Source organism: Acidimicrobiales bacterium (assembly GCA_040219515.1).
Classification (GTDB): Bacteria; Actinomycetota; Acidimicrobiia; order Acidimicrobiales; family Aldehydirespiratoraceae; genus JAJRXC01.
In genome coordinates this window covers 136814-163365 of the sequence record JAVJSI010000011.1, presented here as the reverse complement: position 1 = coordinate 163365, position 26552 = coordinate 136814, and the positions used below count along the sequence as shown (strand labels likewise).

The following is a 26552-nucleotide window of genomic DNA, read 5'->3' as shown; positions in this document are numbered from 1 at the left end:
TGACCGACATGGCCACCGCCGACTCCGACGTGCCCACGCGTGAGGCGATCGGTACCGCGGCGCGCCGACTTTTTGCCGAACGCGGCTTCGACGGCACGTCCTTGAACGACATCGCGGCGGTGGTCGGCATCCGCCGCCAGAGCCTCCTCCATCACTTCCCGTCGAAGGAAGCGATGTATCGCGACGTCTTCGAACGGGCGCTCGCCGAGTGGTACCAGCGGGTCGAGTCCGCGGTCTCACAGACCTCGGCGAGCGGGTGGGACAAGGTCGACTTCGTGCTGGCCGCCGGCTTCGACTTCTTCAAGGACAATCCGGACTTCGTGCGCATCGTTCGCCGCGAAGCCCTCGCCGAGGAGGGCACCGGCCACATCGAGCTGGGCGTCGCGCTCCAGCCACTGTTCGCTCGCGCCGTCGAGTACTTCGAGCGCGAGATGAACGCCGGCCGGTTCCGTCGCCACGACGCCGAGCAGCTCCTCCTCACCGGCTACGGGGCGCTCCTGTCCTATTTCTCCGATGTCGCCTTCATCGGCGATCTGCTGCTTCGCGACCCGCTCGACGAGGCCTCGCTCAACGCCCGATTGACCCACATCCGTGAGTTGTTCCGGGCCGCGCTCGAGCCCCCCTCGACATGAACGAGTGGGGGCGGCACTACCTGGGCCGCCGGGCCGCGTAACCTTCGTCCCACATGCGTCGGTCCATCCTCCCTGTCATCGTCCTCGCCGTCGCCATCGCGGCGTCGTTCCTCGCGGGACAGGCCAACGACGCCGCGGATCCGAACGACCCGGCCGGCGACGACGCAGTATCGCTCACCACCCCCGTCCTGAGCATGCGGCGCACCCCCGAGTGGCTGCGCCAGCCGACCACCAGCAACCTGCTGGCGGCTGCGGTGCAGGCGCCGATCGACACCGTCGGCCAGGCCGGCGCCGTCTGCGCATCCGTCCACGTCAACGGTGAGCCCGTCACCGACATCGCGGCCACCCAGGCCTTCATCCCCGGCGAAATCCAGCGGTTGCTCACGGTCATCGCCCTCGACACCCTCGGCAGCGGCGGGTTCACCACCGAAGTCGTCCGGTCCGGCGACGCGGTCATCAACGACGAAGGTGTGCTCGAGGGAGATCTCTGGCTCATCGGTGGCGCCGACCCGGTGTTGTCCACCGACGACTACATCAGCCGCTTCGGCGACGACCGGGCGTTCACCCCGCTCGAGGAGCTGGTCGCCGACACGGTCGCCGCGCTGCGAGACGAGGGGATCACCGCCATCGGCGGCCAGGTGATCGGGGTCGACGCCAAGTACGCCGGTACTCCGCAGGTGTTCGGCGACTTCTGGACCAACGCCGAGATCGCATCGGGCACCGTCGGGGTCACGTCGGGCCTGCTGGTCGACAACGGGCTGTCGTCGTTCCCCACCGAGGTCGACCTCGCCAGCGATGTGCGCAGCGCCGACGGAACCGCCCATGCCGCCTCCGTTTTCGCCTCTCTCCTGAACGGCGCCGAGATGCCGGTCGTCGGTGGGTCGAGCGCCGGCGACGCGCCCGCCACCATCAGCCGTCAGTCCGTCGCCAGGATCAGTTCGCCGCCGCTCGACGACATCGCGAAGCGGGCTCTGGTCGACGGCACCACGGCCGAGATGCTGTGGCGTGAAATCGCGGTGCGCAGCGGCAACCCCTTCGGCGCCCTCGCCGCCGTCAACGCGTCGCTCGTCGAGCTCGGTCTGCTCCCGAACGACGAGGCCGGCAACTTCCCCAAGTACGACGGGTCGGGGCTGTCGCTGCTCAACCGGGCCCGCTGCGACACGTTCACCGGTGCCCTCGACGGCGACGCGTCGAGTCTCGCGGCCGAGTCGCTGCCCCCGGTCGAGACCACGAGCCTGGCCGACTGCGCGCCGGCCGGGCTCACGTCACTGCACGTCCTCGCCGCGGCGCGTCCCGAGGTGACCTCGATGGCCGGGCGGGCGGTTGCCGGTAACGGCGACGTCATCACCTTCTCCATGATCGCCAACTGGCTGCCCGGCGAGAACGGGGCCTACGCGCCACAGGCCGTCTGTGACGGACTGTTCCCGGCGGTGCTCGAGGCGATCGCCGACCATCCAGCGGGGCCGCTGCTCGAGCAACTGACCCCGCTCCCGGCCGGATAGCCGTGTACGAGCTGCCGATGTTCCCACTGGAGCACACGGTCGCACCGACCGCGGTGGTGCCGCTGCACATCTTCGAACCCCGGTATCGGGCCCTCGCCGCCGCGGTCACCTCCCTCGACGAACCCGAGTTCGGCATCGCGCCGATCGAGCGGGGCCGCGAGGTCGGCGGCGAGGACGTGCGCGCCGACGTCGCCGTCGTCGCCCGCGTCGTCGACTTCGAGGAGTACCCCGACGGCCGGTGGGCGCTGATCGCCGTCGCCACCCGACGCCTGCGCGTGATCGAGTGGCTGACCGACGATCCGTACCCGCGGGCCCGGGTCGAGGATTGGCCCGACGACGACGCGGACCGCTATGTCGCGCAGCTCGGCGACGATCCGCTGACGACCATGACGGCCGAGCTCGAACGGATCGGCGCGGCCGTCGCGCGCCTCCAACCCGACCACCCCGTCGATGTGCCGACACTGAGCGACGACCCGGCCCAGGCGACCTGGGAGGCCGCAGGGTTCGCGCAGCTCAACAGCCTCGACACGACCACCCTGTTGCGCACTCCCGGCGCGGCCGAACGACTCCACCTCGCCGAGGGCCTCGTGCGAGAACGCGCCGAGATGCTGGAGGCTCTGGCCGACGAGCGCGGATAGGGTGTTTTTCCAATGGCAGATCGAATGGGCCCGGGCGACTTCTTCGAGTTGGTCAAGGCATACGCACGACAAGAGACAATCGAGCCGCTGCGCGGGGCCGGCCGATGGGTCGGTTTCGGCATCGCCGGCAGCGTGCTGCTCATGCTGGGTGGCGTGGCGCTCACCATGTCGATGCTCCGTGTCCTCCAGGAGGAGACCGGGTCGACGTTCACGGGCAATCTCTCGTGGTTTCCGTACCTCGCCACGCTCGGCGCCGCCCTGGTGATCATCGCCCTGCTCGTCTGGCGCATCACGAAGAGGAGCCTGTGATGGCATCCGACCGCAAGTCCGAGAAGAACGCGACCGTCGGTGAGCCGATCACCCGCGACGACATCGAAGCGGGCCTGCGCAGCTTCGTCGGTGAAGCCGAGAAGACGGTCCAGAGCACCGCCAGGAAGATGATGCCGGTCGTCGTCGGTGGCGGCCTGCTCGTGCTCTTCGTCGTCTACCGACTCGGCAAACGCGTCGGCACCACGAAGTCGACGGTCGTGGAGATTCGGCGCATCTGATGGCCGGTCGCGGCTTCGGGCCCACCTACGCCAAGCGAATGATCCGCACGAACAGCGTCCGCAAGGGCCTGCTCGGCGGTTCGCGTTTCTGGCTCACCATCTTCGGGCTGAGCTACGTGGTGCGGTGGATGGGCAACGTCACGAAGCGCGGCGAGATGCCGGTCCGATTCTCCGAAGCGCTCCAGCCCGGCGAAGAGCTCGTGATCCGCCACACCACCGACACCCGTGGAAAGTCCTGAGTGAAGGTCCTCCTTCGCAACCCGTCGCGCGAGGTCGAGATGGACGGACCGGTGCAGGTCTCCGTGCTGTTGCAGCGGCTCGACCTCAACCGGGAATCACACCTCGTGATCGAGGACGGTCAGCTCGTGCCCGGCGACAAGACGCTCGGGAAGGACGCCGTCGTCGAGATCCGCTCCGTGATCTCCGGTGGCGCCCATGACTGAGGCCCCCGTGACGGAGACCCTGCCGTGAAGTGCCAGGTGTGCCGGGGCCCGGCCCTGATCGATGTTCGCCGCCACAACGCGAACTTCTGCCAGGAACACTTCCTTCGCCTCTGCCGCGATCAGACCAGGAAGGCGATCGACGAGTTCTCGATGCTCGCCGACGACGACCGGGTGCTGGTTGCCGTCAGCGGCGGCAAGGACTCGCTCGCCGTCTGGGACATCCTGCTCGAGCTCGGCTACCAGGCCGACGGGTTCTACATCGGGCTCGGCATCGGCGAGTACAGCCGCGAGTCGCGGGGGTTCGCCGAGCGCTTCGCCGAGGCCCGTGGTCTGACGCTGTTGGTCGACGACCTGTTGCGCGACCACGGCTTCGACGTTCCCCACGGCAGCCGCGCCGCCAAGCGGGCGCCCTGCTCGGCCTGCGGGTTGTCGAAGCGTCACCTCTTCGACGAGGCGGCTCGCCGGGGCGGCTACGACGCCATCGTCACCGGCCACAACCTCGACGACGAAGCCGCCGTGCTGATGGGCAACGTGTTGCACTGGCAGACCGACTACCTGGGCCGCCAGTCGCCCCATCTCCCTGCGGCCAACGGCTTTCCGAAGAAGGTGAAACCGCTCGTCCGGCTGACCGAACGCGAGACCGCGGCCTACTGCCTGATGCGCGGAATCGACTATCTCGTCGACGAGTGCCCCATGGCGGCCGGCAACAAGCATCTCTCCTACAAGGCCGCCCTGAACGACATCGAGGTCGACTCGCCGGGCGCGAAGCACGCGTTCTTCTTCGGGTTCCTCGACCGCGCCGCCGACCGCTTTGTCGTCCCGACGGGCGAGACTGCCGACGTGATCATCACCCCCTGTGCGCGCTGCGGCGCGCCGAGCTCCAACGACGTCTGTGCGTTCTGCCGCCTCACCGAACGGGCCACCGATGCCGTTCCGATCGAGCTGGGGCGCACCCGCCGCCGCTCGGGGGCACGGCGATGAGCCGCAGCGGACCGCTCACTGCGGGCGAGCCGGTCATGCTGATCGACCGCAAGCTGCGGCGCTACCTGATCGACCTGGCCGATGGGGGAGAGTTCCATTCCCACTCGGGTGTCCTGCCCCACGACGACATGATCGGGTCGCCGGAGGGCACCACGTTTCGTTCCACCCGCGGCATGGTCTTCACCGCCCTGCGCCCGACCATCAGCGACTTCATTCTGAAGATGCCCCGCGGCGCGCAGGTCATCTACCCGAAGGACATCGGCCCGATCCTCATCCTGGCCGACATCTTCCCTGGCGCTCGGGTGCTCGAGTCCGGTCTCGGTAGTGGCGCGTTGTCCATCGGGATGCTGCGGGCGGGCGCCGAGATCACCGGCTACGAGATCCGCGAGGACTTCCTCGAGAAGGCCCGGGAGAACGTGACCCGCTTCCTCGGCCCGGCGGCGATGGAGCACTACACCACCCATCTCCACGACGTCTACGAGGGCATCGACGAGACCGACCTCGACCGGATCGTCCTGGATCTGCCCGAACCGTGGCAGGTCGTACCCCATGCCGAGAAGGCCCTCCGGCCCGGCGGCATCTTCGTGGCCTACACGCCGAGCATCATCCAGGTCTCCCAACTCCACGACGCGCTCGAGGAATCCAAGCTCGGCTTCGCCGAGACCGTCGAAGTGCTCAATCGCGGATGGCACGTGCAGGGCACCGCCGTGCGTCCCGACCACCGGATGGTGGCCCACACGGGCTTCCTCACGCACGCCCGGCTCCTGGAGGAATGAGGCCTCCCGGCCGCCGACGGGTGCGGTGGCTGCAGTCCGTCGTTGCCATGGCCCTGGTCGCGTCCGTGTCCGCCTGCGGCAGCGACGATCCCGTCGCCACACCCGCGGCCTCGGCCACCACTCCCGACGTGGGCCCGGTTCCCGACGATCACGGCCTTTCCGAACAGCAGCTCGCCGCCGTGCTGCCGTCGACGGTGAGCATCCAGGGCGTGGCCTGCGGCCGCGTCGCCTCGGGATCGGGGTTCGCGCTCACCGACACGCTGGTGGTCACCAACGCCCATGTGATCCTGGGCATCGACGAGATCACCGTCCACACGTTCGACGGTGACGAGTTCATCGGTACCCCGGTGGCGTTCGACGCCGACGCCGACCTTGCGATTCTCGACGTGCCCGATGCCGACTTCGTGCCGCTGCCGCTCACCGAACGCGCGGCCAACGGCTCGACCGGCGTGCTCGTCGGCTGGGAGCGCGGCGGCTTCGCCGACCCCACGCCCTATCGCGTCGAGCGACGGGTCACCGTGCGCATCGAGTCGGTCGGCAGCACCACACGGGTCGAACGGCCGGCCTGGCTCATCGCCGCCGAGGTCCAAGTGGGGGACTCGGGCGCCGCGCTCGTCGACCGCACCGGCGAGGTGATCGGTGTCGCCTTCGCCACCTCCACGGCGGGGGAAGGCGTGGGCTACGCGGTGCGCAGCACCGCCATCGAGGAGCTCATGGCCCGCGGTCTCGACCCGAACCAGACCGTCCCGGATTGCTGAGACGGGCCCGACGCGAAACGAGAGGGGCCGCAGCCCCCCTCGTTCATTCGCGAATTCGTCGTCGGCGCCGTGCGGCGATTTCGATCAGATCTCGATGAAGATGCACTCGCCGGGGCACTCTTCGGCCGACTCGATGGTGGCCTCTTCCTGGCCGGCCTTCACGACCGCGAGGCCCTCGGGGCCGCCCGGGTCGGAGTAGATCTTGTCGCCTTCCTTCACATAGGCCAGTCCGTCGTCGAGAAGGGTGAAGACGTCGGGGGCGATTTCTTCGCAGAGGCCATCGCCGGTGCAAAGATCCTGGTCGATCCAAACCTTCATGAGTGGTGCTGACCTCACTGTGTTTCGAAGCGGGTGACCCGCTCTGGCGTACTCGCGTCCCGAACGTCGGGAGACCCGAACGTCGGAACACCTTACTGGTCGGCAGCATAACGGTCGGAATCAAGTTCGACCGTCATCCTGGCCGGTGAAATCCAACACGCCGCCGGGTCGCCACGGAGCGTGGCTCACCTTGTGCCAGGCTCGGGGCGTCCGACGACAGTACGGGAGCCGGGTCTAGGGTGACCCCGAGTTGGGTTGCCGACGAGATGGAGGAACCGTGGAGGACCATGACACCGCCGCCGAGGTGAACCGGCTTCGGATGCTCGCCGCCGAACTCGAGGACGAGGTGACCGCGCTGCGGCGTCGTCTCCAGGACTCGCCCAAGCGGGTACGCACCCTCGAGGAGCGCCTGCTCGAGACCAAGGGGCAACTCAGCAAGGCCGTGTCCCAGAACGAGAAGCTCACCTACACCCTGCGCGAAGCACGCGAACACATCTCCACCCTGCGCGACGAGGTGGACAAGCTGACCCAGCCGCCCTCGGGCTACGGCACGGTGCTCGGTGCCAACGACGACGGGACGGTCGACGTCCACGCCGGCGGCCGCAAGATGCGTGTCGCGGTGCAGCCCGAACTCGCCGGACAGCTCGAACTCGGCCAGGAGGTCGTGCTCAACGAGTCGTTCAACGTCGTCCTGGCGCGCAACCCGGATCGCACCGGCGAGGTCGCCACGCTCAAGGACGTGCTCGACGGCGGCGACCGTGCCCTGATCATCGGCCGCGCCGACGAGGAACGGGTCGTGGAGATCGGCGACGTCGCCCGTTCCCAACCCCTCCGCAGCGGCGACACCCTGCTCATCGACCCGCGTGCCGGTGTGGTGCTCGAGCGGCTCCCGCGCCCCGAGGTGGAGGATCTCGTGCTCGAGGAGGTGCCCGACGTGTCCTACGACGACGTCGGCGGCCTCGACACGCAGATCGAGGAGATCACCGACGCGGTCGAGCTGCCCTTCGTCCACAGCGCGTTGTTCGCCGAGTACGACCTGCCCGCACCGAAGGGGATCCTGCTCTACGGTCCACCCGGCTGCGGCAAGACACTCATCGCGAAGGCCGTGGCCAACAGTCTGGCCAAGAAGGTGGCCGAGGTCTCCGGCGACAAGGAGGCCCGCAGCTTCTTTCTCAACATCAAGGGCCCGGAGCTGCTCAACAAGTACGTGGGGGAGACCGAGCGCCAGATACGCCTGGTGTTCCAGCGGGCTCGCGAGAAGAGCGAGGAGGGCTGGCCGGTCATCGTGTTCTTCGACGAGATGGAATCACTGTTCCGCACCCGAGGCAGTGGGATCAGCTCCGACATCGAGTCCACCATCGTGCCCCAGCTGTTGGCCGAGATCGACGGCGTCGAGACGCTGCGCAACGTCATCGTCATCGGTGCGTCGAACCGGGAGGATCTCATCGATCCGGCCATCCTCCGGCCCGGACGACTCGACGTGAAGATCAAGATCGAGCGCCCCGACGCCGAGGCGGCCATTCCGATCTTCGCCCGCTATCTCACGGCCGATGTCCCCATCGACGAGGGCATGATCGAGACCGAGGGTGGCGGCGACATCCACAAGGCCATTCAGGCGATGATCGAAGACACCGTTCGCGAGATGTACCGAGAAGACGACGCGAACCGCTTCCTCGAAGTCACGTACCAGAACGGCGACAAAGAGGTCATGTTCTTCAAGGACTTCTCTTCGGGCGCCATGATCGAGAACATCGTGCGCCGGGCCAAGAAGTTGGCCATCAAGCGCGAGATCGCCGGCGGCGAGCGCGGTATCCGCACCGACGACCTGCTCTCCTCGATCCGCCAGGAATTCAAGGAGCACGAAGACCTTCCGAACACCACCAACCCCGACGACTGGGCGAAGATCTCGGGAAAGAAGGGCGAACGCATCGTCTACGTGCGCACGCTCATCCACACCGACAACGACGCATCCGGCGGGAAGTCGATCGACTCGGTGGCCACCGGCCAGTACCTCTGAGCACCCGTTCGACCCGGGTCGTGGGTCCAATGGGGGCCGCCGCGTTGTTGCAGAGCCTTTACGTTCCTGTGGCCGCCATGTGCTGAAGAACACCGTTGCGGCCTGTTGTGCTGCGCAATGTGTGTGTCCGGCGGGTGAACGTCAACTGTCGCATCGGCGACCATCTGCTGACAGCGAAGTCAACACTGTGTAGGGTCGTCTTCACCCAAATAGGGAACCCATTGGAGGGATAATGCGAAACCATTGGATGTTGCGGCTTCTCGCCGTCCTGTTCAGTTTCACCCTGCTCGCGACCGCGTGCGGCGACGACAGTTCTGACGACGCCGACGGCGGCGACACCGACAGCGGTGACACCGACGGCGGCGACACCGACACCGGTGACACCGGCGGCGACGACGACGACACCGTCGACCTCGTCCAGGACGAGGGACAGACCATCCAGACGATCATCGACCGCGGTGTGCTGAACTGTGGCGTCAACGGCCAGCTGCTCGGGTTCTCCAACGTCGATGCCGACGGCAACTACACCGGCCTCGATGTCGACTACTGCCGGGCCATCGCTGCCGCGCTGCTCGACGATCCCGATGCGGTGGAATACACCGACCTCACCGCCGAGACTCGCTTCACGGCCCTTCAGTCGGGCGAAATCGACGTACTGATCCGAAACGGCACATGGACCTCGTCGCGAGACGGCGCCCTGGGCCTCCAGTGGGCCGCCACGACCTTCTACGACGGTGCGGGCATGCTCGTGAACGCGGACTCCGGCTTCACCGAGGTCGCCGACATGGACGGCACCATCATCTGCGTGCAGACCGGTACGACCACCGAGATCAACCTCGAGATCTACTTCAGCAACCTCGGCATCAGCTACGAGCCGTTGAATGTTGCCGACGAGGCCGCAGTCACCTCGAACTTCTCGAGTGGCGCCTGCGACGGCTACGTGACGGACAAGTCCGGGCTCGCCTCCTTCGCGGCGACCTACGACGGCGACGTGACCATCCTCGACGACACCATGTCGAAGGAGCCCCTCGGCCCGGCCACCCGTGAAGGCGACGACGATTTCTTCGACGTCGTTCAGTGGGTCGTGTTCGCCACGTTCAACGCCGAGGAGTTCGGACTCACTTCCGAGAACATCGGTGACGTCACCCCTGGTGAGAACGGTGCCATCGACAAGTTCGTCAACGACGCGGAGTCCGGCCTCGGGTTCCCGACCGCTGACTGGGCAGTCCGTGTCATCGAAGCGGTGGGCAACTATCAGGAGATCTACGACCGCAACATCGCCCCGCTGGGGATTCCCGAGGGATACAACCAGCTCTACACCCAGGGCGGCATCCTCTACGGAGCCCCGGTCAACTGATTCCGCTTCAGGTCATCTGACCTGAAGTCAGCGAACGAGCTGTGGGGCAGGGCTTCGGCCCTGCCCCACATTCGTCGCCGGATTCACACCTGAAAGGAACCTTCTTGACGACCGTCGAGCAGGAGATCCACACGCCGACGAAGCCGCCGCTGTACCGCAACGTGCGCGTCCTCCGCTGGGCGTTTCAATTCGCGGTCGTGGGCGTCGTCGCCTACGTGGTCTACCGCCTCTACGACAACGCGATCACCAACCTCGAGGATGCCGGTCTGCCCACCGGTTTCGACTTCCTCGACAATCAGGCCCGCTTCGCCATTCCCGGGCTCGCCGACAGCGCCGACTACTCGATTCGCAAGGCCTACTGGGCCGGGTACCTCAACACCCTCCGGGTGATCGTCGTGGGTATCCCGCTGTGCACCGCGCTCGGCGTGATCATCGGCATCATGCGTCTGAGCGAAAACCTGCTCGTTCGGGCCGTCGGCACCATCTATGTCGAGGTCTTCCGCAACATCCCGGTCCTGCTGTGGATCTTCATCACCTACCTGGTGATCATCCTCCTGAACCTTCCCCAGATCACCGACGACGTCACCCCGTTCGATGCCTTCGTGATCTCGAACCGCGGCATCGGTATCCCGTGGTTCAACCCCGATGCCAACCTCCTCATGTTCGTCGGCTTCGTCGGTGTCGCAATGCTCGCCGTGGTCGGTGTCAGCCTGTGGCGGCGCAAGGTCAACGAGGAGACCGGCGAACCTCCACGGGGTCTGCTCTACGGCGGCATCGCTTTCCTGATCGTGCTGGCCATCGGCAACTTCGTCGCCGGCAACGCGCTCTCGCTCGATCCGGCGGTCATCGACGGCCGCCAGGTCGGTGGCGGCATGAACATCTTCCCGCCCTACATCGGTCTCACCATCGCCCTGGTGCTCTACACCGCGAGCCACGTCGCCGAGATCGTGCGAGGGTCCATCCAGGCGATCCACAAGGGGCAGGCCGAGGCGGCGCAGGCCATCGCGCTCTCGACGTTCCAGCGGTACCGCTACGTCATCCTGCCGCAGGCCTTCCGGATCATGATCCCGCCGCTGGCCAGCCAGTACCTGAACATCACCAAGAACTCGTCGCTCGCCGTCGCGATTTCGTACGTGGAGATCACCTCGATCTTCGGGCGGGTGTCGAACAACGCCACACCCGCGTTGCAGGCGCTGATCATCCTGATGTTCTGCTACCTGACCTTCAGCCTCGGCATCTCGCTGATCGCCAACTTCTTCAACCGACGACTGTCGCTGGAGTCCCGCTGATGGCCCCCGACGCACAGCTTCCGACCGGGCTCCACGGGGGCGGGGGAGTGGACGGCACGCCGATCGCATCCGAGCCCCCACCGCTCCTCGAGAGCGGATGGGGAGTACGCGAGATCCTCCGGAAGAACCTCTTCAAGGACACGAAGAACTCGATCCTGACCCTGCTCTTCGGGGGGCTCATCCTCTTCGTGCTGTTCAAGACGTTCAACTACGTCTTCATCACGGCCCGCTGGGAAGTCATCTACAACGGCCCGCTCGAGTTCTACATGGTGGGCAAGGACTTCGGCCGGACGGGGATCTCCTACGAGATGCTGTGGGCCGGCATCTACACGGCCATGCTCGCCATGGGCATCGGGACCGGCCTCGGCTACAACGAGGAAGCGCCGCCGATGCGGCTCGGGGCCCGCGCCGCGATGATCGGCGGCCCATTGGTCGGCATCGTCTTCATCCTCTCGATGACCCGCACGATCACCCCGACGCTGCTGACGGTGGGCGCGGTCGTCGTGCTGGCCGCGGGCAACCAGCTCGGGCGCCGATTGCCGCAGGTCGTTCGCCGCCGATCCGGCTGGATCCTGCTGGCGCTGACCCTCCTGGCCTTCGGGCTCATCACCGACTTCACGCCGTCCAACATCGACGAGTTCGGTGGGCTTCTGCTCACCATCGTCGTGGCCTTCGCCGGTGTCTCGCTGAGCTTCCCGATCGGCGTCATCATGGCACTCGCCCGCCGATCGACCTTCCCGCTGATCCGGCCGTTGGCGGTCGGCTACATCGAACTCATCCGCGGTGTGCCGCTCATCAGCCTGCTCTTCATCGGCCAGTTCGCCCTCGGCTTCCTGTTCCCACCGGGCGCAACCCTTCCGGGCCCGATTCCCCGCGCGATCATCATGATCACTCTCTTCTCCGGCGCCTACGTCGCCGAGGTCGTTCGCGGCGGTCTCCAATCGGTCCCGGCCGGGCAGGTCGAGGCGGGCAAGGCGCTCGGACTCTCCCCCTTCACCATCACCCGGCAGATCGTGCTTCCCCAGGCGCTGCGCAACTCGATCCCCGCCTTGATCGGCCAGTTCATCTCGTTGCTGAAGGACGTCTCGCTGCTGGTGATCATCGGCCTCCAGGAGATGCTGGGCATCGTCGACGTCGTCCTGGCTCGACCGGAGTTCACCAACCAGGGCTACACGCCGGAGGCCTACGCCTTCGTGGGGACCATCTACTGGACCTTGTGCTTCTCGATGTCACGGGCAGCACAACGTCTCGAAACCCGACTCGGAGTAGGAACGCGATGAGCGATCAACCAACTGACAACGGAACCCCAGGCATGACCTCTCTGACCAACACGGCCACCGTCGCCGGCGGCACCGGCGAGCCGATCATCACGGTGCAGGGGGTCGACAAGTTCTTCGGCGAGTTCCAGGCGCTCACGAACGTGAACCTGGTCGTCGGCAAGCAGGAGGTCGTCGTGGTCATCGGCCCGTCCGGCTCCGGCAAGTCGACGCTCATCCGCTGCATCAACCATCTCGAAGAGCACACGAACGGCACGATCGTCGTCGACGGCGTCGAACTGACCTCGGACATCCGCAACATCCGGGAGATCCGTCGAGAGTGCGGGATGGTCTTCCAGTCCTTCAACCTGTTCCCACACATGACGGTGCTCGACAACATCACGCTCGGGCCCCGCCGGGTGCGCAAGAAGCCGAAGGCTGCGGCGGAGAAAGCAGCGATGGAGCTCCTCGAGATGGTCAAGATTCCCGAGCAGGCGAAGAAGCACCCCGGACAGCTCTCGGGCGGTCAGCAGCAGCGGGTCGCCATCGCCCGGGCGCTCGCCATGGAACCCAAGGTCATGCTGTTCGACGAGCCCACCTCGGCGCTCGACCCCGAGATGGTCAAAGAGGTGCTCGACGCCATGCAGGACCTCGCCGAGTCGGGCATGACGATGATCGTCGTCACCCACGAGATGGGCTTCGCCCGAGCGGTCGCCGACCGAGTCGCCTTCATGGCGAGCGGCGAAATCGTCGAGGTCGGCACCCCCGAGCACTTCTTCACGAACCCCCAGGAGGAGCGGACAAAGCTCTTCCTCTCCCAGATCCTCTGAGCCGTCGATCGGGCGCCCTCGCGCGGCGGTGGTCCGACTTGGCGGGCGAGTAGGGTCGCCGGAATGGCTATCCCGAAGACCCTCGGCATCGAGACCGAGTACGGCATCGTCCACAAGGGCACCGACGATCCGAACCCGATCGCGGCCTCGTCCGTGCTCATCAACGCGTACCTCTACGATGCCGGCTATCGCACCGACAGCCGGGACGCGTCGGTCCACTGGGATTTCATCGACGAGACACCGGGCATGGACGCCCGTGGCTACGCACCCACCGGCGCGATGCCGCCCGACGTGGAGACCCACCTGGTCAACGCGGTGCTCACCAACGGCGCCCGCTACTACGTCGACCACGCCCACCCCGAACTCAGCACGCCCGAATGCGCCGATGCCCTCTCGGTGGTGCGGTTCGACCGGGCCGCCGAACTCATCGCCGCGCAGTCCATGGAAGCCGCCAACCGCCTGCTGCCGCCGGACGAGGAGATCGTCCTCTACAAGAACAACAGCGACGGCAAGGGCAACAGCTACGGCTGTCACGAGAACTATCTCGTCGACCGGGCGACGCCGTTCGGGCGCATCGTCAACCGGGCAACGGCCCACTTCATCACCCGCCAGATCTTCACCGGTGCGGGCAAGGTCGGCGCCGAGGCACCCGGGATGCGCACCGACGACGTCGGCTTCCAGCTCACCCAGCGGGCCGATTTTTTCGAGGAGGAGGTGGGACTGGAGACCACCCTGAAGCGCCCGATCATCAACACCCGCGACGAGCCCCACGCCGACGCGCGCAAGTACCGGCGTCTCCACGTGATCGTCGGCGACGCCAACATGGCGCAGGTGGCCACCTATCTGAAGGTCGGCACCACGGCCCTCGTGCTGGCGCTCACCGAGGACGACGCGTTCACTCGCGACTTCACGTTTCGCACACCGGTGCCGGCAATGCGCCAGGTGTCCCACGATCTCTCGCTTCGTGCTCCGCTCGAACTCGACGACGGCACCACCATCACCGCGCTCGAGGTGCAATGGGAGTTGCTCGACCAGTCGAAGAAGTACGTCGAGGCCAACGGCACCGACGACGTCGGCGGTGACGTGGCGCTCGATGTGCTCCGCCGGTGGGAGTTCGTGCTGGCCGGCCTCGAGGACGACCCGATGACCCTGGCGGGCCAGGTCGACTGGGTCGCCAAGTACCGCCTGGTCAACGGCTATCGCGACCGCCACGACCTCGAATGGTCCGACGCCCGGCTCCGCGCCATGGACATCCAGTACAGCGACCTGCGTCCGAGCAAGTCCCTCGCGGCGCGCGTCGACCTCGAGCGCCTCGTCGACGAGGCCGACGCCGAACGAGCCAAGACCGAACCGCCCCACGACACCCGGGCCTTCTTCCGCGGCCGCTGTCTCCAGCGCTTTCCCGACGCCGTCGTCGCCGCGAACTGGGACTCGCTGGTGTTCGACGTCGGCACCGAGGCCCTGCGCCGGGTGCCGATGATGGAACCATTGCGCGGGACCGAGGCCCACGTGGGTACCTTGTTCGATGAGTGCGACTCGGCGACGGACCTTCTCCGTCGTCTGGGCAACTGAGCAAACGACCGACGACCAACGGAGCAACGCATGGCCGAGCGTGAACAAATCCGTAAGCCCGCCCCCGCGGAGCGTGAAGCGGAAACCGCTGCCGCCCCCGCGACATCGGAACGGGGCGACGAACTGAAGGCGGAACTCGACGACCTCCTCGACGAGATCGACGAGGTCCTCGAGACCAACGCCGAGGACTTCGTGAAGTCCTACATCCAGAAGGGTGGACAGTAGCCCCGTGAATCTGCCGCTGTTCCAGGCCCAGGACGATCCGGGGCCCAGCTTCGCCGAACTCCTGAAGCGGACCGGCTTCTCCGACACGGTGGCCATCGACTCCGCTGTGCCCGCGTCGGAGTTCCGTCACGGCACGACGTGTGTCGCCGTGCGCTACGCCGACGGCGTGTTGCTGGCCGGCGACCGCCGGGCCACTTCCGGCAACCTGATCAGCCATCGCACCATCGAGAAGGTGTTCCCGGCCGACCGCCACAGCGGGGTGGCCATCGCCGGCGCCGCCGGACCGGCGATCGAGATGGTGAAGCTGTTCCAGCTCCAGCTCGAGCACTACGAGAAGGTCGAAGGCGGGGCGCTGAGCCTGGAGGGCAAGGCCAACCAGCTCGGCCAGATGATCCGCGGCAACCTTCCCGCGGCGATGCAGGGGCTGGCCGTCGTGCCCATCTTCGCGGGCTTCGACGTCGGTCGCGACGAGGGTCGACTCTTCGAGTACGACGTCACCGGCGGCCGCTACGAGGAGACCCAGCACGCCAGTACCGGCTCGGGCAGTCTCCATGCCGGTACCGTGCTCAAGCTCGGCTTCCGGGAGTCCCTCGATGCGGCGGCGGTCACGGATCTCGCCCTCGAGTCGCTCTACGAAGCAGCCGACGAGGACTCCGCCACCGGCGGGCCGGATCTCGTCCGGGGCATCTTCCCGGTGGTCGCCCTGATCAACGCAGCCGGCTACACACGCGTCGACGACGTCGAGCTCGCCGAGCGCACCCGCGCCCTCATCGACCGTCGCCAGAACCAGTAGGGGATCGCCATGAACATGCCCTTCTACGTCGCCCCCGAACAGGTCATGAAGGACCGCGCCGACTACGCCCGCAAGGGCATCGCCCGCGGCCGGAGCCTGATCGCCTTCCGCTTCGAGGGCGGCATCGCCATCTGCGCCGAGAACACCTCGTCCACGCTCCGCAAGGTGAGCGAGATCTACGACCGCATCGCCTTCGCCGGCGTCGGCAAGTACAACGAGTTCGACCAGCTGCGCATCGCCGGCGTGCGCCACGCCGACCTCAAGGGCTACTCGTTCAGCCGCGAGGACGTCGATGCCCGCAGTCTCGCCAACCAGTACGCCCAGAGCCTGGGCCAGGTCTTCACCCACGAGATGAAGCCGATGGAGGTCGAGATCCTCGTCGCCGAGATCGGCACCGCCGAGGACGGGTCGCAGGACCAGCTCTTCCACATCCTCTACGACGGCACCGTGATGGACGAGGACATGTCGGTCGTCCTGGGTGGCGAAACCGACACCATCCGGCAGCGCTTCGGCGACCTCGACGCCCCGCCGACACTCGCCGACGGCGTCGCCCGTGCCGTTGCGGCCCTCGGCGGACCCGAGCGCACCCTGGCCGGTGGCGACCTCGAAGTCGCCATCCTCGAACGCGGCACCGGTCGCCGTGCCTTCCGCCGCCTCGAAGGCCCCGAGCTCACCGCCATCCTCACCCCCTGACCGTCCCGCCGGTGTCAGACACCCGTCCTGCCGGTGTCAGACACCCGTCCCAACCGGTCGGGGGGATCTGGGCCGGAAGGTGGGACGGGGGTCTGACCCCGTCGTCCCACCTTCTTGGCGGGCGGGGCCGTTAGGTTGTCGTGGTGCAGCGTCGGATCTTCGGGATCGAGAACGAGTACGGAGTCACGTGCACCTTGCGCGGTCAGCGTCGCCTCAGCCCTGACGAGGTCGCCCGCTACCTGTTCCGCAGGGTCGTGTCCTGGGGGCGTAGCAGCAACGTGTTCCTCGGCAACGGGGCCCGCCTCTATCTCGATGTCGGCAGCCACCCCGAGTACGCCACGCCCGAATGCGACTCGGTCCACGACCTGGTCGTCCACGACAAGGCCGGCGAACGCATCCTCGAACAGCTGCTCACCAGCGCCGAGGAGCGACTCGGTGACGAGGGCATCCACGGCGACATCTATCTCTTCAAGAACAACACCGACTCCGCCGGCAACAGCTACGGCTGCCACGAGAACTACTGCACCACCCGCAAGGACGACTTCAGCGCCTACGGCGAGGTGCTCATCCCGTTCCTGGTGAGCCGGCAGATCTACGCCGGTGCCGGCAAGGTCCTCCAGACCGCCCGCGGCGCCATGTACTGCGTCAGCCAGCGAGCCGAACACATCTGGGAAGGCGTGTCGTCGGCGACCACCCGCTCGCGTCCCATCATCAACACCCGCGACGAGCCCCACGCCGACGCCGAGCGCTACCGTCGGCTCCACGTCATCGTGGGCGACTCCAACATGAGCGAGTACACCAACTTCTTGAAGGTCGGTGCCTGCGCCCTCATGTTGCGAATGCTCGAGGAACCCAAGGTCGTGCTGCGCGACATGACCCTCGAGAACCCCATCCGGGCCATTCGTGAGATCAGCCACGACATGACCTGCACCCGGCGGGTCCGGCTCGCCAACGGGCGGGAGGTGTCGGCCCTCGACATCCAGTCCGAGTACCTCGAACGGGCGATCCGTTTCGCCGAACACAACGAGCTGAGCGAACAGGAACAGCTCGCGCTCGACATGTGGGAACACTGCCTGACCCAGCTGGCCAACGATCCGATGAAACTCGATCGCGAGATCGACTGGGTGATCAAGTACAAGCTCATCGAGAGCTACCGCGAACGTCACGGGATCGAACTCAACGACGCCAGGATCGCGCTCGTCGATCTCCAGTACCACGACATCAATCGCGACCGCGGGCTCTTCTATCGCATGCAGAAGCGGGGCATGGTCGAGCGCATGGTGACCGACGAGGAGATCTCGCACGCGGTCGAGCACCCGCCGGAGACCACCCGAGCGCGGCTCCGCGGCGAGTTCATCCGCCGGGCCAAGGAGCAAAAGCGCGACTACACCGTCGACTGGGTGCACCTGAAGCTCAACGACCAGGCACAGCGCACCGTGCTGTGCAAGGACCCGTTCAAGGCCCACGACGAACGCGTGGAAAAGCTCATCGCCAGTCTCTGATGGACAAGCTCGAACGCCTCCTCAACCTCGCCGCCGCGCTGCTCGATGCCGACCGTCCAATGACGGCCGACGAACTCCGCGACCGCATCGGCGGCTATCCCGAGGCGAAGGCCTCGTTTCGTCGCACCTTCGAGCGCGACAAGGACGACTTGCGGGCCATGGGGCTGCCCCTGAACGTCGAGCCGGTGCCCGGCACCGATCCACCGCTCGACGGCTATCGCATGCGCCGGGCGGACTACTCCGGCCACGAACTGCGACTGGAACCGGACGAGCTCGCGGCCCTGCATCTGGCGACGAACCTGGTCCGCCTCGATGGGGCCGACACCGGTCTACGCAAGCTCGGTGGGGGAGCGGCCGACACAGCCGACGAGGTCGGTCGTGTCCCCTTCGACGATGCCGTGGCGGTCATGATCGCCGCCGCGGCCGACCGCAAGGCCGTCACGTTCACCTACGGCGACACGGCCCGCACCGTCGAACCGTGGCGGCTGTCGTTCACCCGCGGTCACTGGTATCTCGCCGGCTGGGATCGCACCCGCGATGCAGAGCGGCTCTATCGCGTCGACCGCATCAGCAGCGCCGTCGAGATGGGCGACGCGGCAATTCAGGAGGTCGGCACCCCGAACGACCCGAGTGACCTGCGCGGCTGGGAGTTGGGCGACGGCGAACCGGTGCGGGCGCTCGTCCGCATCGACGCGGCCCGGGCCGCTCATGCCCGCCACCTCCTCGGCCCGGTCGAGGAGCTGCCCGACGGGGGAGTCGTGGCCGAGATGGCCGTGCGCAACGAGCAAGCGTTTCGTTCCTTCGTGCTCAGCTTCCTCGAGCACGCGGAGATCCTCGAGCCGCCCCGTCTGCGCGACGAGATGGTCGCGTGGCTGGAGACCTTTGCATGAGTGCCAAACTCACCGCTCGCGAACGGATGACCCGCCTGCTGGCGGTGATCCCGTGGGTCGTCGAACAGGACGGCGCCCTGCTCGACGACATCACCGCTCGTTTCGACTACCCCCGCAAGCAACTCGTCGATGACCTCACGCAGGTCGTGCTGTTCGTCGGTGTGCACCCCTTCACCCCCGACTCGCTGATCGAGGTGGACATCACCGACGACCGGGTGCAGATCCGCTACGCCGACTGGTTCTCCCAGCCGCTGCGCCTCACTCCCGAGGAGGGCGCCCGCCTCCTCACCGCCGGCCGCACGGTGCTGTCGATGACCGCCGACGAGGGCTCCAGCCCGCTGCTGCGGGCACTGGCGAAGCTCGGCATGGCGCTCGGCGAGGGCGCCGACAGCGCCGTCGACGTCCGCCTCGGCAACGCGCCCGAGGCGACCCTCGGCACACTCCGTCAAGCCGTCGGCCGTGGCACCCAGGTCGAACTCGATTACTACACCTACGGTCGCGACGAACTGACGACCCGGCGGGTCGATCCGGCTCGGGTCTTCAGCGACCACGGCAACTGGTATCTCCACGGCTACTGCCATCGCGCCGACGACGAACGGGTGTTTCGCGTCGACCGCATTCGCGACGCCCGGCCCACCGACGACGCGATCGTGCATCCGCTCGAGGGCGGCGGCGCATCGTTCACTCCGGGCGGCGACGACCCGCGTGTGCGCCTCGTCCTGCGACCGAGCGCCACGTGGGTGGTCGAGCAGTATCCGACCGACATGGTCACCACGCTCGACGACGGCCGACTCGACGTGGTGATGGCCGTCACGGCGGTGCCGTGGCTCGAACGTCTCCTGCTCCGACTCGGGGACGACGCGGAGATTCTCGACGTGGATCCGCCGCTCGAGATCGGGCTCGCGGCCGCCGCGGCTGCCCGCATCCTCACTCGCTATCGCCCCTGAGGACCAGGGTCGACGGCTCGGTGGTGATGGACCGGTACCCTCGTGATTCGTGACCGACTCCGGCGTTCCTCCCTCGACCCCGGGTGACCGAGGCTCCTCTTCGTCCGGACCCCGTCCCCGGGTCGGTGCCGGTGATGTCAACGGGGCCAACAGGTCTGCGGCCCGCGGCGCTGCCGAGCCGAATCGGCCCCCGTCGGCGGTCGATTTCTGGCGTGACGAAGACGAGGCCGAGGCGAGCGCACCCTTCGACGTCCAGACCGGTATTCGCACCGTCATGGAGTGGGTCGCGGTCGCGATCGGGGCCCTCGTCGTCGCACTCGTGATCAAGGCGTTCCTGCTGCAGGCCTTCTACATCCCGTCGGCCTCGATGGAGCCGACCCTGCACGAGGACGACCGGGTCCTCGTGAACAAGCTGAGCTACCGCGTCGGCGACGTCCAACGCGGCGACGTCATCGTGTTCGAGAAGCCCGAAGGCGCCGGCGGCGAAATCGACGACTTCATCAAACGGGTGGTCGGCCTGCCCGGCGAGACGGTCTCGTTCAGTGACGGCAGCGTGTTCATCGACGGCGAACGGCTCACCGAGAGCTATGTCGAAGGGGCGCAGTCGAACCCGGGGCCGGTCATCGAGGGTTGCGACAACGCCCCGGCACTGGCCGACACCTGTCAGGTCCCCGACGGCATGGTGTTCGTGATGGGCGACAACCGTCTGGCGAGCCAGGACTCGCGCTATTTCGGCCCGATCGACCAGGATTCGATCGTGGGTCGGGCATTCATGAAGGTGTGGCCGCTCGGCGACATCGGTTTCCTCTGACGCCGCCTACGGCGTGTGGAAGGTGGCCGCCACTGCGGCCATGCGGTCCGCGTGATCGCTGCTGACCGCGTCCACCCCCATGTCGATCAACCTCGCCAGCTGGCGTTCGAACTGTGCATCGTCGGCGAAGGCCAGCACCTCGAAGCGGTGAAACAGGGTCACGAGCCCGCCGGTCCAGTCGGCCTCGGGTAGCGCCACGGCGTCGACCCGGGCGGCTGCGAGTTCCGCCGCCCGACGCTCGGGCCCGCGTGGGAGGTCGGGAACCGTCGTCGAGTTGACGAGATGGACGTCCGCGGCCTGGTCCCGCCAGCGGGCCAGCACCTCGAGATCGTGGTGGGCGAGCCACACCCGGTCGACCTGGCCCCGTTCTCGGGCCGTTGCCATGATCAGCGCCACCGTCTCGTCGTCGCTCGGCGCGAGACGCAGCGGCACATCAGTGTCCAGCGCGAAGAGCTCGTCGAGGGTCGCGAAGGTCTCGTCGATCGCGTCTCGACCCACATCACGGATGCGGCGTTTGGGGAACCGCCGAACGAGGCCGGTCCGACTGAGCACCACATGGCCGTCGTTCGTGGTCCAGGCATCGGCCCGCAGGCCCGTGGCACCGAGTCGCAGCGCCACGGAGAGCGACTCGATCGTCTGGCGGTGAGCGAACAGGATCGCTCGGTCGAGCAGCGAGGGAAGCCGTGTTGCCATGGCGCCATCGTCCCATCTGTGTCCGCATCGGGCACACCCCGGCTGATTCGGGCCGGAACTGAGCCGAACGGACCAGCGAATCGGGGCCGCTGGACCCTTTATCGCCTCTCCGAATCTGCCGATGGACTTGAGCACACGGGCAGAACGAACGGGGCTTACCGCACACCATGGCTACGATCAGAGCGAGTTGCGAAGACTGCGGCGACGTCGAATTGACGACCGCTGATGTGCGAGTGCGGGTCTGCATCAACGACAACCGCGGCGAATACAGCTTCCGTTGTCCCGCCTGTGCGATGACCATCGTCAAGGCCGCCGAGCCCCGCACGATCGACCTGCTCGTCGCCTCCGGCGTCGCCATGGACACGTGGTCCCTGCCCGCCGAGCTGGACGAGACCAAGGACGGCCGGCCGATCACCCACGACGACCTGCTCGAGTTCCACGACAAGCTCCACGACAGCAACTCGTGGACCGAGGCCCTCGCGCACCTCCTCGACGGCTGAGTCCTCGACGGCTGGGTCCTCGGGCACATCGCCACTCGGCGCCGCTGTGATCGGTAGCGTCGGGATCGTGAGCCTGACCCTCCTGGCCCCGGCCGCAGCCATCGTCGTGACCCTGTGCATGCTCGCCTGGTCGATGCATCGCATCGAGGGCGAACTCGCGGCGCTGCGCAGCTCGCTGCGTCGGAGCCGGGCCGCCGGCGTGGCGATCGACGAATTGCGCCGCGAGACCGCCGCCACCATGCACGACGCCGAGCGGGTGGAACGCCACCGAGCCGACCTGCGCCGAAGCCGACGGCGAACCCGGCGTCGGTAGGCTGGTCAGATGTTCTCCAACATCGGAGGCCTCGAGGTCCTGTTCGTGATGCTCGTCGCCCTGGTCGTGCTCGGACCGACCAAGTTGCCCGAAGCGGCCCGCCAGGTCGGCAAGTTCGTCAACGAAGCACGACGGATGTCGGCCGGCTTCCAGAAGGAGTTCCGCGAGGCGGTCCAGGATCCGATCATCGAAGCCGAGGCCCGCGCCCGAGGCTCGATGGAGAAGGCGAAGTCCGCGGTGACCGAGCCGTTCCAGGCGCTCAGCGAGCCGGTCGAATCCGCGAAGCCCACACCCACGCCGGATCCGACGACCTCGCCGAACGAGGCGACGTCCGCGAACGAGGCGACGCCCCCGGATGAGGGAAACGGGCAGTGACCGACACCGAGGAGCGGCCCGTCACCGAGGCGAGGATGTCGCTCATCGAGCACCTGACCGAGCTGCGCCGCCGGCTGGTCATCTCGTTCATCGCCATCGGTATCGGGGCCGTCATCGGTTGGCTGGCCTACGACTGGATCGTCGATCAGCTGCTTCGGCCGTACTGCAGCATCGTGGAGACCGACGAACAGTGCACCGTCGTCGCCCGAGGGCCGCTCGAATTCTTCAACGTCAAGCTCACCATCGCCGGCTACAGCGGCGTGATCATGGCGATGCCCGTGGTGCTCTGGCAGGCCTGGCGCTTCGTCGCCCCCGGCCTCTACAGCCACGAGAAGAAGTACGCGATCCCCTTCATCGCCTCTGCCGTTGCGCTGTTCTTCCTCGGCGCCGGCCTGGCCTACTGGAGCGTGCCCAAGGCGCTCGACTGGCTCATCAGCCAGGGTGGTGACAACTTCGAAGCGCTTTTTGCTCCCGAGGAGTACTTCGGCTTCATCGTGAAGATGATGTTGGCGTTCGGCCTCGGGTTCGAGTTCCCGATCGCGCTGATCTTCCTGCAGATGCTCGGTCTGGTCGAGAACAAGACGCTGCGGGCCGGCCGTCAGTACGCCATCGTCGGCATCGTCGCGTTGGTGGCGGTGATCACCCCGAGCGGTGATCCGTTCACCCTGGCCGTCCTCTCGGTGCCGATGTACGTCTTCTACGAGGTGGCGATCCTGTTCGGACGCATCCGGCTACGGAGGGCCGGCGGCACGTCGGCGAGCGCGTGAGCGCGGCGGAGCGCACGTTCCAACTCGATCGCTTCCAACTCGACGCCATCGAACACCTCGACGCCGGGCGGTCGGTCATCGTCAGCGCGCCCACCGGCAGCGGCAAGACGGTCGTGGCGGAGCACGCGATCGATCGCGCCGTGAGCGAAGGGAAACGCGCCTTCTACACCACGCCGATCAAGGCGCTGTCCAACCAGAAGTACCGCGATCTCGCCCAGAGGATCGGCACCTCGCGGGTCGGCCTGCTCACCGGCGACAACGCGATCAATCCCGACGCCGACGTCGTGGTGATGACCACCGAAGTCCTGCGCAACATGCTCTACGAGGGTCGCAATCTCGACGAGCTGGCGTTCGTCGTGCTCGACGAAGTGCACTATCTCGAGGACTCGTTCCGTGGCCCGGTGTGGGAGGAGGTCATCCTCCACCTTCCCGCGCACGTGGCGCTCGTGTGCCTCTCGGCCACAGTGTCGAACAGCGACGAGGTCGGCGGCTGGCTGGAGTCCGTACGCGGCCCGACCGGCATCGTCGTCGAGACCAAGCGACCCGTCGAGCTGACGAATCTCTACGCCGTGGGCGACCGACGCGGCGATCGCCTCCATGTGATCCCCACGCTCGTCGACGGTCGTCCCAACCCCGAGGGTGATCGTTTCGACCCCGATCTGCGGCGCGGTCGTGGGGACAACCGCAAGAAGAAGCGGCCACCCTGGCGCACGCCCACCCGTCTCGAGCTGCTCGACGAGCTCGAGGACAAGGACCTCCTGCCGGTCATCTGGTTCGTCTTCAGCCGCAAGGGCTGCGACGAGGCCGCGGCAACCGTGCGCCGGGCCGGTGTGCGCTTCACCGACAAGGACGAGGCCCGACGCATCCGCATCATCGCCGAAGACCGCCTGGCCGGCCTCGACCCCGGCGATCTCGCCCTGCTCGACACCGCCGGCTGGCTCGACCGCCTCGAACGGGGCATCGCCAGCCACCACGCCGGCCTCGTCCCGGCCTTCAAGGAAGCCGTCGAGATCTGCTTCGCCGAGGGTCTCGTGCGGGTCGTCTTCGCCACCGAGACGTTGGCCCTCGGGGTGAACCTGCCCGCCCGCAGCGTGGTGATCGACAAGTTGTCGAAGTTCACCGGCGAACACCACGAACTGCTCACGCCCGCCCAGTTCACCCAGCTCACGGGCCGGGCCGGGCGGCGAGGCATCGACGAGCGGGGCCACGCCATCGTGCCCTGGTCGCCGTTCACCCAGTTCGACCAGGTGTCGGCGCTGGCCGGGAGCAAGGCGTTCCGGCTCCGCTCCGCCTTCCAGCCCACCTACAACATGGCCGTCAACCTCCTGCAGCGGCTCGAGCCCGATGCGGCCCGCGCGTTGCTGGCCCGGAGTTTCGCCCAGTACCAGGCCGATGCCGGGGTCGCCCGCCTCGAGGCACGCCTGGTGCGCGAACGAGCCAAGCTCGAGAGCCTTCGCGCCGAGGTGGCCGCGGCGTTCGGCGACGAACCGGCCGACGAACCGGCGCAGTCCGACCCCGCCGCCATCGCCGACGCGGTGTCCCGGCTCCGGCCCGGCGATGTGGTGATCGACGACAACGGCGACCGCCTCGCCGTGCTCGGCGTGTCGTGGCGCAAGGGCGGACGGGCCCGGATGCGGCTCGTCACCCAGAGCGCCCACGAGATCCGGTGGGAGCTGGCCGAGCTCGACGAGGCGCCGCTCACGGTCGGCCACATCGATCTTCCCCAGCCGATGGCACCGGAACGCATCGACTACCGCCAGGAGGTCGCCACGCTGCTGCGTCGCGCCCGCGGCGGGGGAGGGGCGCGTCGCCAGCGCCGCACCCGACCCCGCAACGATCCCCGCGCCACCCTGACCCGGCTCGAGCAGGAGGTCGTCCATCTCGAGCGCAAAGCACGACGGGACAAGGGTTCGGTCGCTCGCCGCTTCGACGCGATCTGCGAGGTGCTGCGGTCCCGCGGCCACCTCGACGACTGGACCGTCACCCGCAGCGGCATCATGCTCGGCCGGGTCTACCACGAGTCCGACCTCCTCATCGCCGAGGCGATCGACGGCGGTCATCTCGACGGCTTGGAGCCGCCGGCACTCGCGTCGCTCGTCTCGTGTTTCACCTACGAGCACCGGCGCCCCACACCGCCGCCGGAACCCTGGTTCCCGTCGAAGGCGGCGAAACAACGCTTTCGCGAGATCGACCGGCTGGCGAGCGATCTCGCCGGCCACGAGACCCACCATGGCGTGCCCCCGACTCGACCACCCGAGGCTGGCTTCGCGCCGATCGCCCACGCCTGGGCGGCCGGCGAGGATCTCGCCGTGCTCCTCGACACCGACGACGAGTTGAACGCCGGCGACTTCGTGCGCAACATCAAGCAGCTGATGGATCTCCTCCGCCAGATCGCCGTCGTGGCACCCGACCCGACCACGGCCCGCTCGGCCCGCCAGGCCGCCGACTCGATCCATCGCGGGGTGGTCGCGTTGTCGGGCTCGGTGGAGGTGGAGTGACCGTCCGCAAGGGGCAGGACTGGGGCGATGATGCCCCGCTGCCCGACGATGCGGTGACGGTGGGCTCGGACCGCGAGGCGGCCGAGGTCGCCGCCACGCATCGCCGGGCCAACACCCCGATCCCGCCGATGCTGCTCACCGCCGGCGATCTGGCCCGGACCCTCGGGGGCGGCCAACCCGACACGGCCCGTCCGAGAACCCATGTGACGGTCGATCTCGGTGCGGTTCTGGTCGATGGTCGCCTGCACTGGTTCGTGGCCCATCTCGTCGCTCGGCGTTCGTGGCTGCGGGGGCGCATCGTGGTCGTGGCCAACGCCGCCTTCCTCGGCGACTGGAACATCGCACCGAAAGCCCACCCCGGCGACGGCCGTCTCGATCTGCTCGACACCGACCTCTCGCTCGGCGATCGGCTCAAGGCGCGGCGACGCCTGACGACGGGGACCCACGTTCCCCACCCGGACATCACCACGCGGCGGGTCGCGGCAGTCCAGATCGACCTTCCCGGCCCCACGCCGGTGCATCTCGACGGACATCGGGTGGGCACGGCGCAGAGCCTGAGCATCCGGGTCGAACCCGCGGCCGTCGACCTCTGGATCTGAGCTCTCCGCCCCACCGATATCCTCGTCCG

31 protein-coding genes are annotated in these 26552 nt (G+C 67.5%); 29 read left to right on the top strand and 2 right to left on the bottom strand.

All coding sequences use genetic code 11. From position 1 onward, the window contains the following. Nucleotides 1-8 precede the first annotated feature (8 nt). The 10 genes from RIB98_10565 to RIB98_10520 are packed head-to-tail and all read left to right on the top strand — an operon-like array spanning nucleotide 9 to nucleotide 6278. Complete coding sequence (locus RIB98_10565) at nucleotides 9-632, top strand: TetR/AcrR family transcriptional regulator (protein ID MEQ8841416.1); 624 nt, start codon at nucleotides 9-11, stop codon at nucleotides 630-632. A gap of 53 nt (nucleotides 633-685) precedes the next feature. After that, entirely contained in the window at nucleotides 686-2134 is a 1449-nt protein-coding gene (locus RIB98_10560; protein ID MEQ8841415.1) for a D-alanyl-D-alanine carboxypeptidase, read from the top strand. Nucleotides 2135-2151: 17 nt separating this feature from the next. After that, nucleotides 2152-2772: an LON peptidase substrate-binding domain-containing protein gene (locus RIB98_10555; protein ID MEQ8841414.1), complete on the top strand. Its 621-nt coding sequence runs from the start codon at nucleotides 2152-2154 to the stop codon at nucleotides 2770-2772. A 12-nt stretch (nucleotides 2773-2784) separates the two neighbouring features. Beyond that, a complete protein-coding gene (locus RIB98_10550; GenBank protein ID MEQ8841413.1) occupies nucleotides 2785-3081 on the top strand; it encodes a hypothetical protein in 297 nt (98 codons plus the stop codon). After that, nucleotides 3081-3320, top strand: a complete 240-nt coding sequence (locus RIB98_10545) for a hypothetical protein (protein ID MEQ8841412.1) — start codon at nucleotides 3081-3083, stop codon at nucleotides 3318-3320. Before RIB98_10550 ends, RIB98_10545 begins: the two co-directional genes overlap by 1 nt. Beyond that, nucleotides 3320-3559 (top strand): hypothetical protein, encoded by a 240-nt coding sequence (locus RIB98_10540; GenBank protein MEQ8841411.1) that lies wholly within the window; start codon nucleotides 3320-3322, stop codon nucleotides 3557-3559. The genes RIB98_10545 and RIB98_10540 overlap by 1 nt, the downstream gene beginning before the upstream one ends. After that, nucleotides 3560-3763 (top strand): thiamine biosynthesis protein ThiS, encoded by a 204-nt coding sequence (locus tag RIB98_10535; GenBank protein MEQ8841410.1) that lies wholly within the window; start codon nucleotides 3560-3562, stop codon nucleotides 3761-3763. It abuts the gene before it with no gap. 24 nt (nucleotides 3764-3787) lie between these two features. Then, nucleotides 3788-4744 (top strand): ATP-binding protein, encoded by a 957-nt coding sequence (locus RIB98_10530; GenBank protein ID MEQ8841409.1) that lies wholly within the window; start codon nucleotides 3788-3790, stop codon nucleotides 4742-4744. After that, nucleotides 4741-5520 carry a tRNA (adenine-N1)-methyltransferase gene (locus RIB98_10525; protein MEQ8841408.1) on the top strand — a complete coding sequence of 260 codons (780 nt, stop codon included), beginning with the start codon at nucleotides 4741-4743 and terminating at the stop codon, nucleotides 5518-5520. The genes RIB98_10530 and RIB98_10525 overlap by 4 nt, the downstream gene beginning before the upstream one ends. Further along, nucleotides 5517-6278: a trypsin-like peptidase domain-containing protein gene (locus RIB98_10520; GenBank protein ID MEQ8841407.1), complete on the top strand. Its 762-nt coding sequence runs from the start codon at nucleotides 5517-5519 to the stop codon at nucleotides 6276-6278. Before RIB98_10525 ends, RIB98_10520 begins: the two co-directional genes overlap by 4 nt. An 84-nt stretch (nucleotides 6279-6362) precedes the next feature. Here RIB98_10520 and RIB98_10515 read toward each other — a convergent pair whose 3' ends face one another. Next, complete coding sequence (locus tag RIB98_10515) at nucleotides 6363-6596, bottom strand: ferredoxin (GenBank protein ID MEQ8841406.1); 234 nt, start codon at nucleotides 6594-6596, stop codon at nucleotides 6363-6365. A 277-nt stretch (nucleotides 6597-6873) separates the two neighbouring features. On the opposite strand from RIB98_10515, the gene arc reads away from it, so the two are divergent. From arc to lepB, 13 genes are all read left to right on the top strand, one after another. After that, a complete protein-coding gene (gene arc, locus RIB98_10510; protein ID MEQ8841405.1) occupies nucleotides 6874-8613 on the top strand; it encodes a proteasome ATPase in 1740 nt (579 codons plus the stop codon). A gap of 232 nt (nucleotides 8614-8845) precedes the next feature. Then, nucleotides 8846-9970 carry an amino acid ABC transporter substrate-binding protein gene (locus tag RIB98_10505; GenBank protein ID MEQ8841404.1) on the top strand — a complete coding sequence of 375 codons (1125 nt, stop codon included), beginning with the start codon at nucleotides 8846-8848 and terminating at the stop codon, nucleotides 9968-9970. A gap of 104 nt (nucleotides 9971-10074) precedes the next feature. Further along, a complete protein-coding gene (locus RIB98_10500) occupies nucleotides 10075-11259 on the top strand; it encodes an ABC transporter permease subunit (protein ID MEQ8841403.1) in 1185 nt (394 codons plus the stop codon). Continuing rightward, nucleotides 11259-12539 carry an amino acid ABC transporter permease gene (locus RIB98_10495; protein ID MEQ8841402.1) on the top strand — a complete coding sequence of 427 codons (1281 nt, stop codon included), beginning with the start codon at nucleotides 11259-11261 and terminating at the stop codon, nucleotides 12537-12539. The genes RIB98_10500 and RIB98_10495 overlap by 1 nt, the downstream gene beginning before the upstream one ends. A gap of 32 nt (nucleotides 12540-12571) precedes the next feature. Beyond that, nucleotides 12572-13345, top strand: coding sequence for an amino acid ABC transporter ATP-binding protein (locus RIB98_10490; GenBank protein ID MEQ8841401.1), 774 nt, complete (start codon nucleotides 12572-12574; stop codon nucleotides 13343-13345). A gap of 63 nt (nucleotides 13346-13408) precedes the next feature. After that, nucleotides 13409-14917, top strand: coding sequence for a depupylase/deamidase Dop (gene dop, locus RIB98_10485; protein MEQ8841400.1), 1509 nt, complete (start codon nucleotides 13409-13411; stop codon nucleotides 14915-14917). A 30-nt stretch (nucleotides 14918-14947) separates the two neighbouring features. Beyond that, the gene (locus RIB98_10480; protein ID MEQ8841399.1) at nucleotides 14948-15142 is read left to right on the top strand and encodes a ubiquitin-like protein Pup; all 195 of its coding nucleotides are present in this window, start codon (nucleotides 14948-14950) and stop codon (nucleotides 15140-15142) included. Nucleotides 15143-15146: 4 nt separating this feature from the next. Further along, a complete protein-coding gene (gene prcB, locus RIB98_10475; protein MEQ8841398.1) occupies nucleotides 15147-15935 on the top strand; it encodes a proteasome subunit beta in 789 nt (262 codons plus the stop codon). A 9-nt stretch (nucleotides 15936-15944) separates the two neighbouring features. Continuing rightward, on the top strand, nucleotides 15945-16628 hold the full coding sequence (prcA, locus tag RIB98_10470; GenBank protein MEQ8841397.1) for a proteasome subunit alpha: 684 nt from the start codon (nucleotides 15945-15947) through the stop codon (nucleotides 16626-16628). Between the two features lie 143 nt (nucleotides 16629-16771). Continuing rightward, complete coding sequence (gene pafA / locus RIB98_10465) at nucleotides 16772-18130, top strand: Pup--protein ligase (protein MEQ8841396.1); 1359 nt, start codon at nucleotides 16772-16774, stop codon at nucleotides 18128-18130. Next, nucleotides 18130-19020, top strand: a complete 891-nt coding sequence (locus RIB98_10460) for a WYL domain-containing protein (GenBank protein MEQ8841395.1) — start codon at nucleotides 18130-18132, stop codon at nucleotides 19018-19020. The genes pafA and RIB98_10460 overlap by 1 nt, the downstream gene beginning before the upstream one ends. Beyond that, a complete protein-coding gene (locus tag RIB98_10455) occupies nucleotides 19017-19967 on the top strand; it encodes a WYL domain-containing protein (GenBank protein ID MEQ8841394.1) in 951 nt (316 codons plus the stop codon). Before RIB98_10460 ends, RIB98_10455 begins: the two co-directional genes overlap by 4 nt. Before the next feature lie 49 nt (nucleotides 19968-20016). After that, a complete protein-coding gene (gene lepB / locus RIB98_10450; GenBank protein MEQ8841393.1) occupies nucleotides 20017-20778 on the top strand; it encodes a signal peptidase I in 762 nt (253 codons plus the stop codon). A 6-nt stretch (nucleotides 20779-20784) separates the two neighbouring features. Here lepB and RIB98_10445 read toward each other — a convergent pair whose 3' ends face one another. Then, on the bottom strand, nucleotides 20785-21471 hold the full coding sequence (locus tag RIB98_10445; protein MEQ8841392.1) for a hypothetical protein: 687 nt from the start codon (nucleotides 21469-21471) through the stop codon (nucleotides 20785-20787). A 167-nt stretch (nucleotides 21472-21638) separates the two neighbouring features. Here RIB98_10445 and RIB98_10440 point away from each other — a divergent pair, with 167 nt between their 5' ends. The 6 genes from RIB98_10440 (at nucleotide 21639) to RIB98_10415 (ending at nucleotide 26523) form a co-directional block, all read left to right on the top strand. Then, entirely contained in the window at nucleotides 21639-21971 is a 333-nt protein-coding gene (locus tag RIB98_10440) for a hypothetical protein (GenBank protein MEQ8841391.1), read from the top strand. Nucleotides 21972-22038: 67 nt separating this feature from the next. Further along, the gene (locus RIB98_10435) at nucleotides 22039-22284 is read left to right on the top strand and encodes a hypothetical protein (protein MEQ8841390.1); all 246 of its coding nucleotides are present in this window, start codon (nucleotides 22039-22041) and stop codon (nucleotides 22282-22284) included. A gap of 9 nt (nucleotides 22285-22293) precedes the next feature. Further along, entirely contained in the window at nucleotides 22294-22659 is a 366-nt protein-coding gene (gene tatB, locus RIB98_10430) for a Sec-independent protein translocase protein TatB (GenBank protein ID MEQ8841389.1), read from the top strand. Further along, nucleotides 22656-23426, top strand: a complete 771-nt coding sequence (tatC, locus tag RIB98_10425; GenBank protein MEQ8841388.1) for a twin-arginine translocase subunit TatC — start codon at nucleotides 22656-22658, stop codon at nucleotides 23424-23426. Before tatB ends, tatC begins: the two co-directional genes overlap by 4 nt. Further along, the gene (locus tag RIB98_10420; GenBank protein MEQ8841387.1) at nucleotides 23423-25924 is read left to right on the top strand and encodes a DEAD/DEAH box helicase; all 2502 of its coding nucleotides are present in this window, start codon (nucleotides 23423-23425) and stop codon (nucleotides 25922-25924) included. Before tatC ends, RIB98_10420 begins: the two co-directional genes overlap by 4 nt. Next, nucleotides 25921-26523, top strand: coding sequence for a hypothetical protein (locus tag RIB98_10415; GenBank protein MEQ8841386.1), 603 nt, complete (start codon nucleotides 25921-25923; stop codon nucleotides 26521-26523). Before RIB98_10420 ends, RIB98_10415 begins: the two co-directional genes overlap by 4 nt. Nucleotides 26524-26552 lie beyond the last annotated feature (29 nt).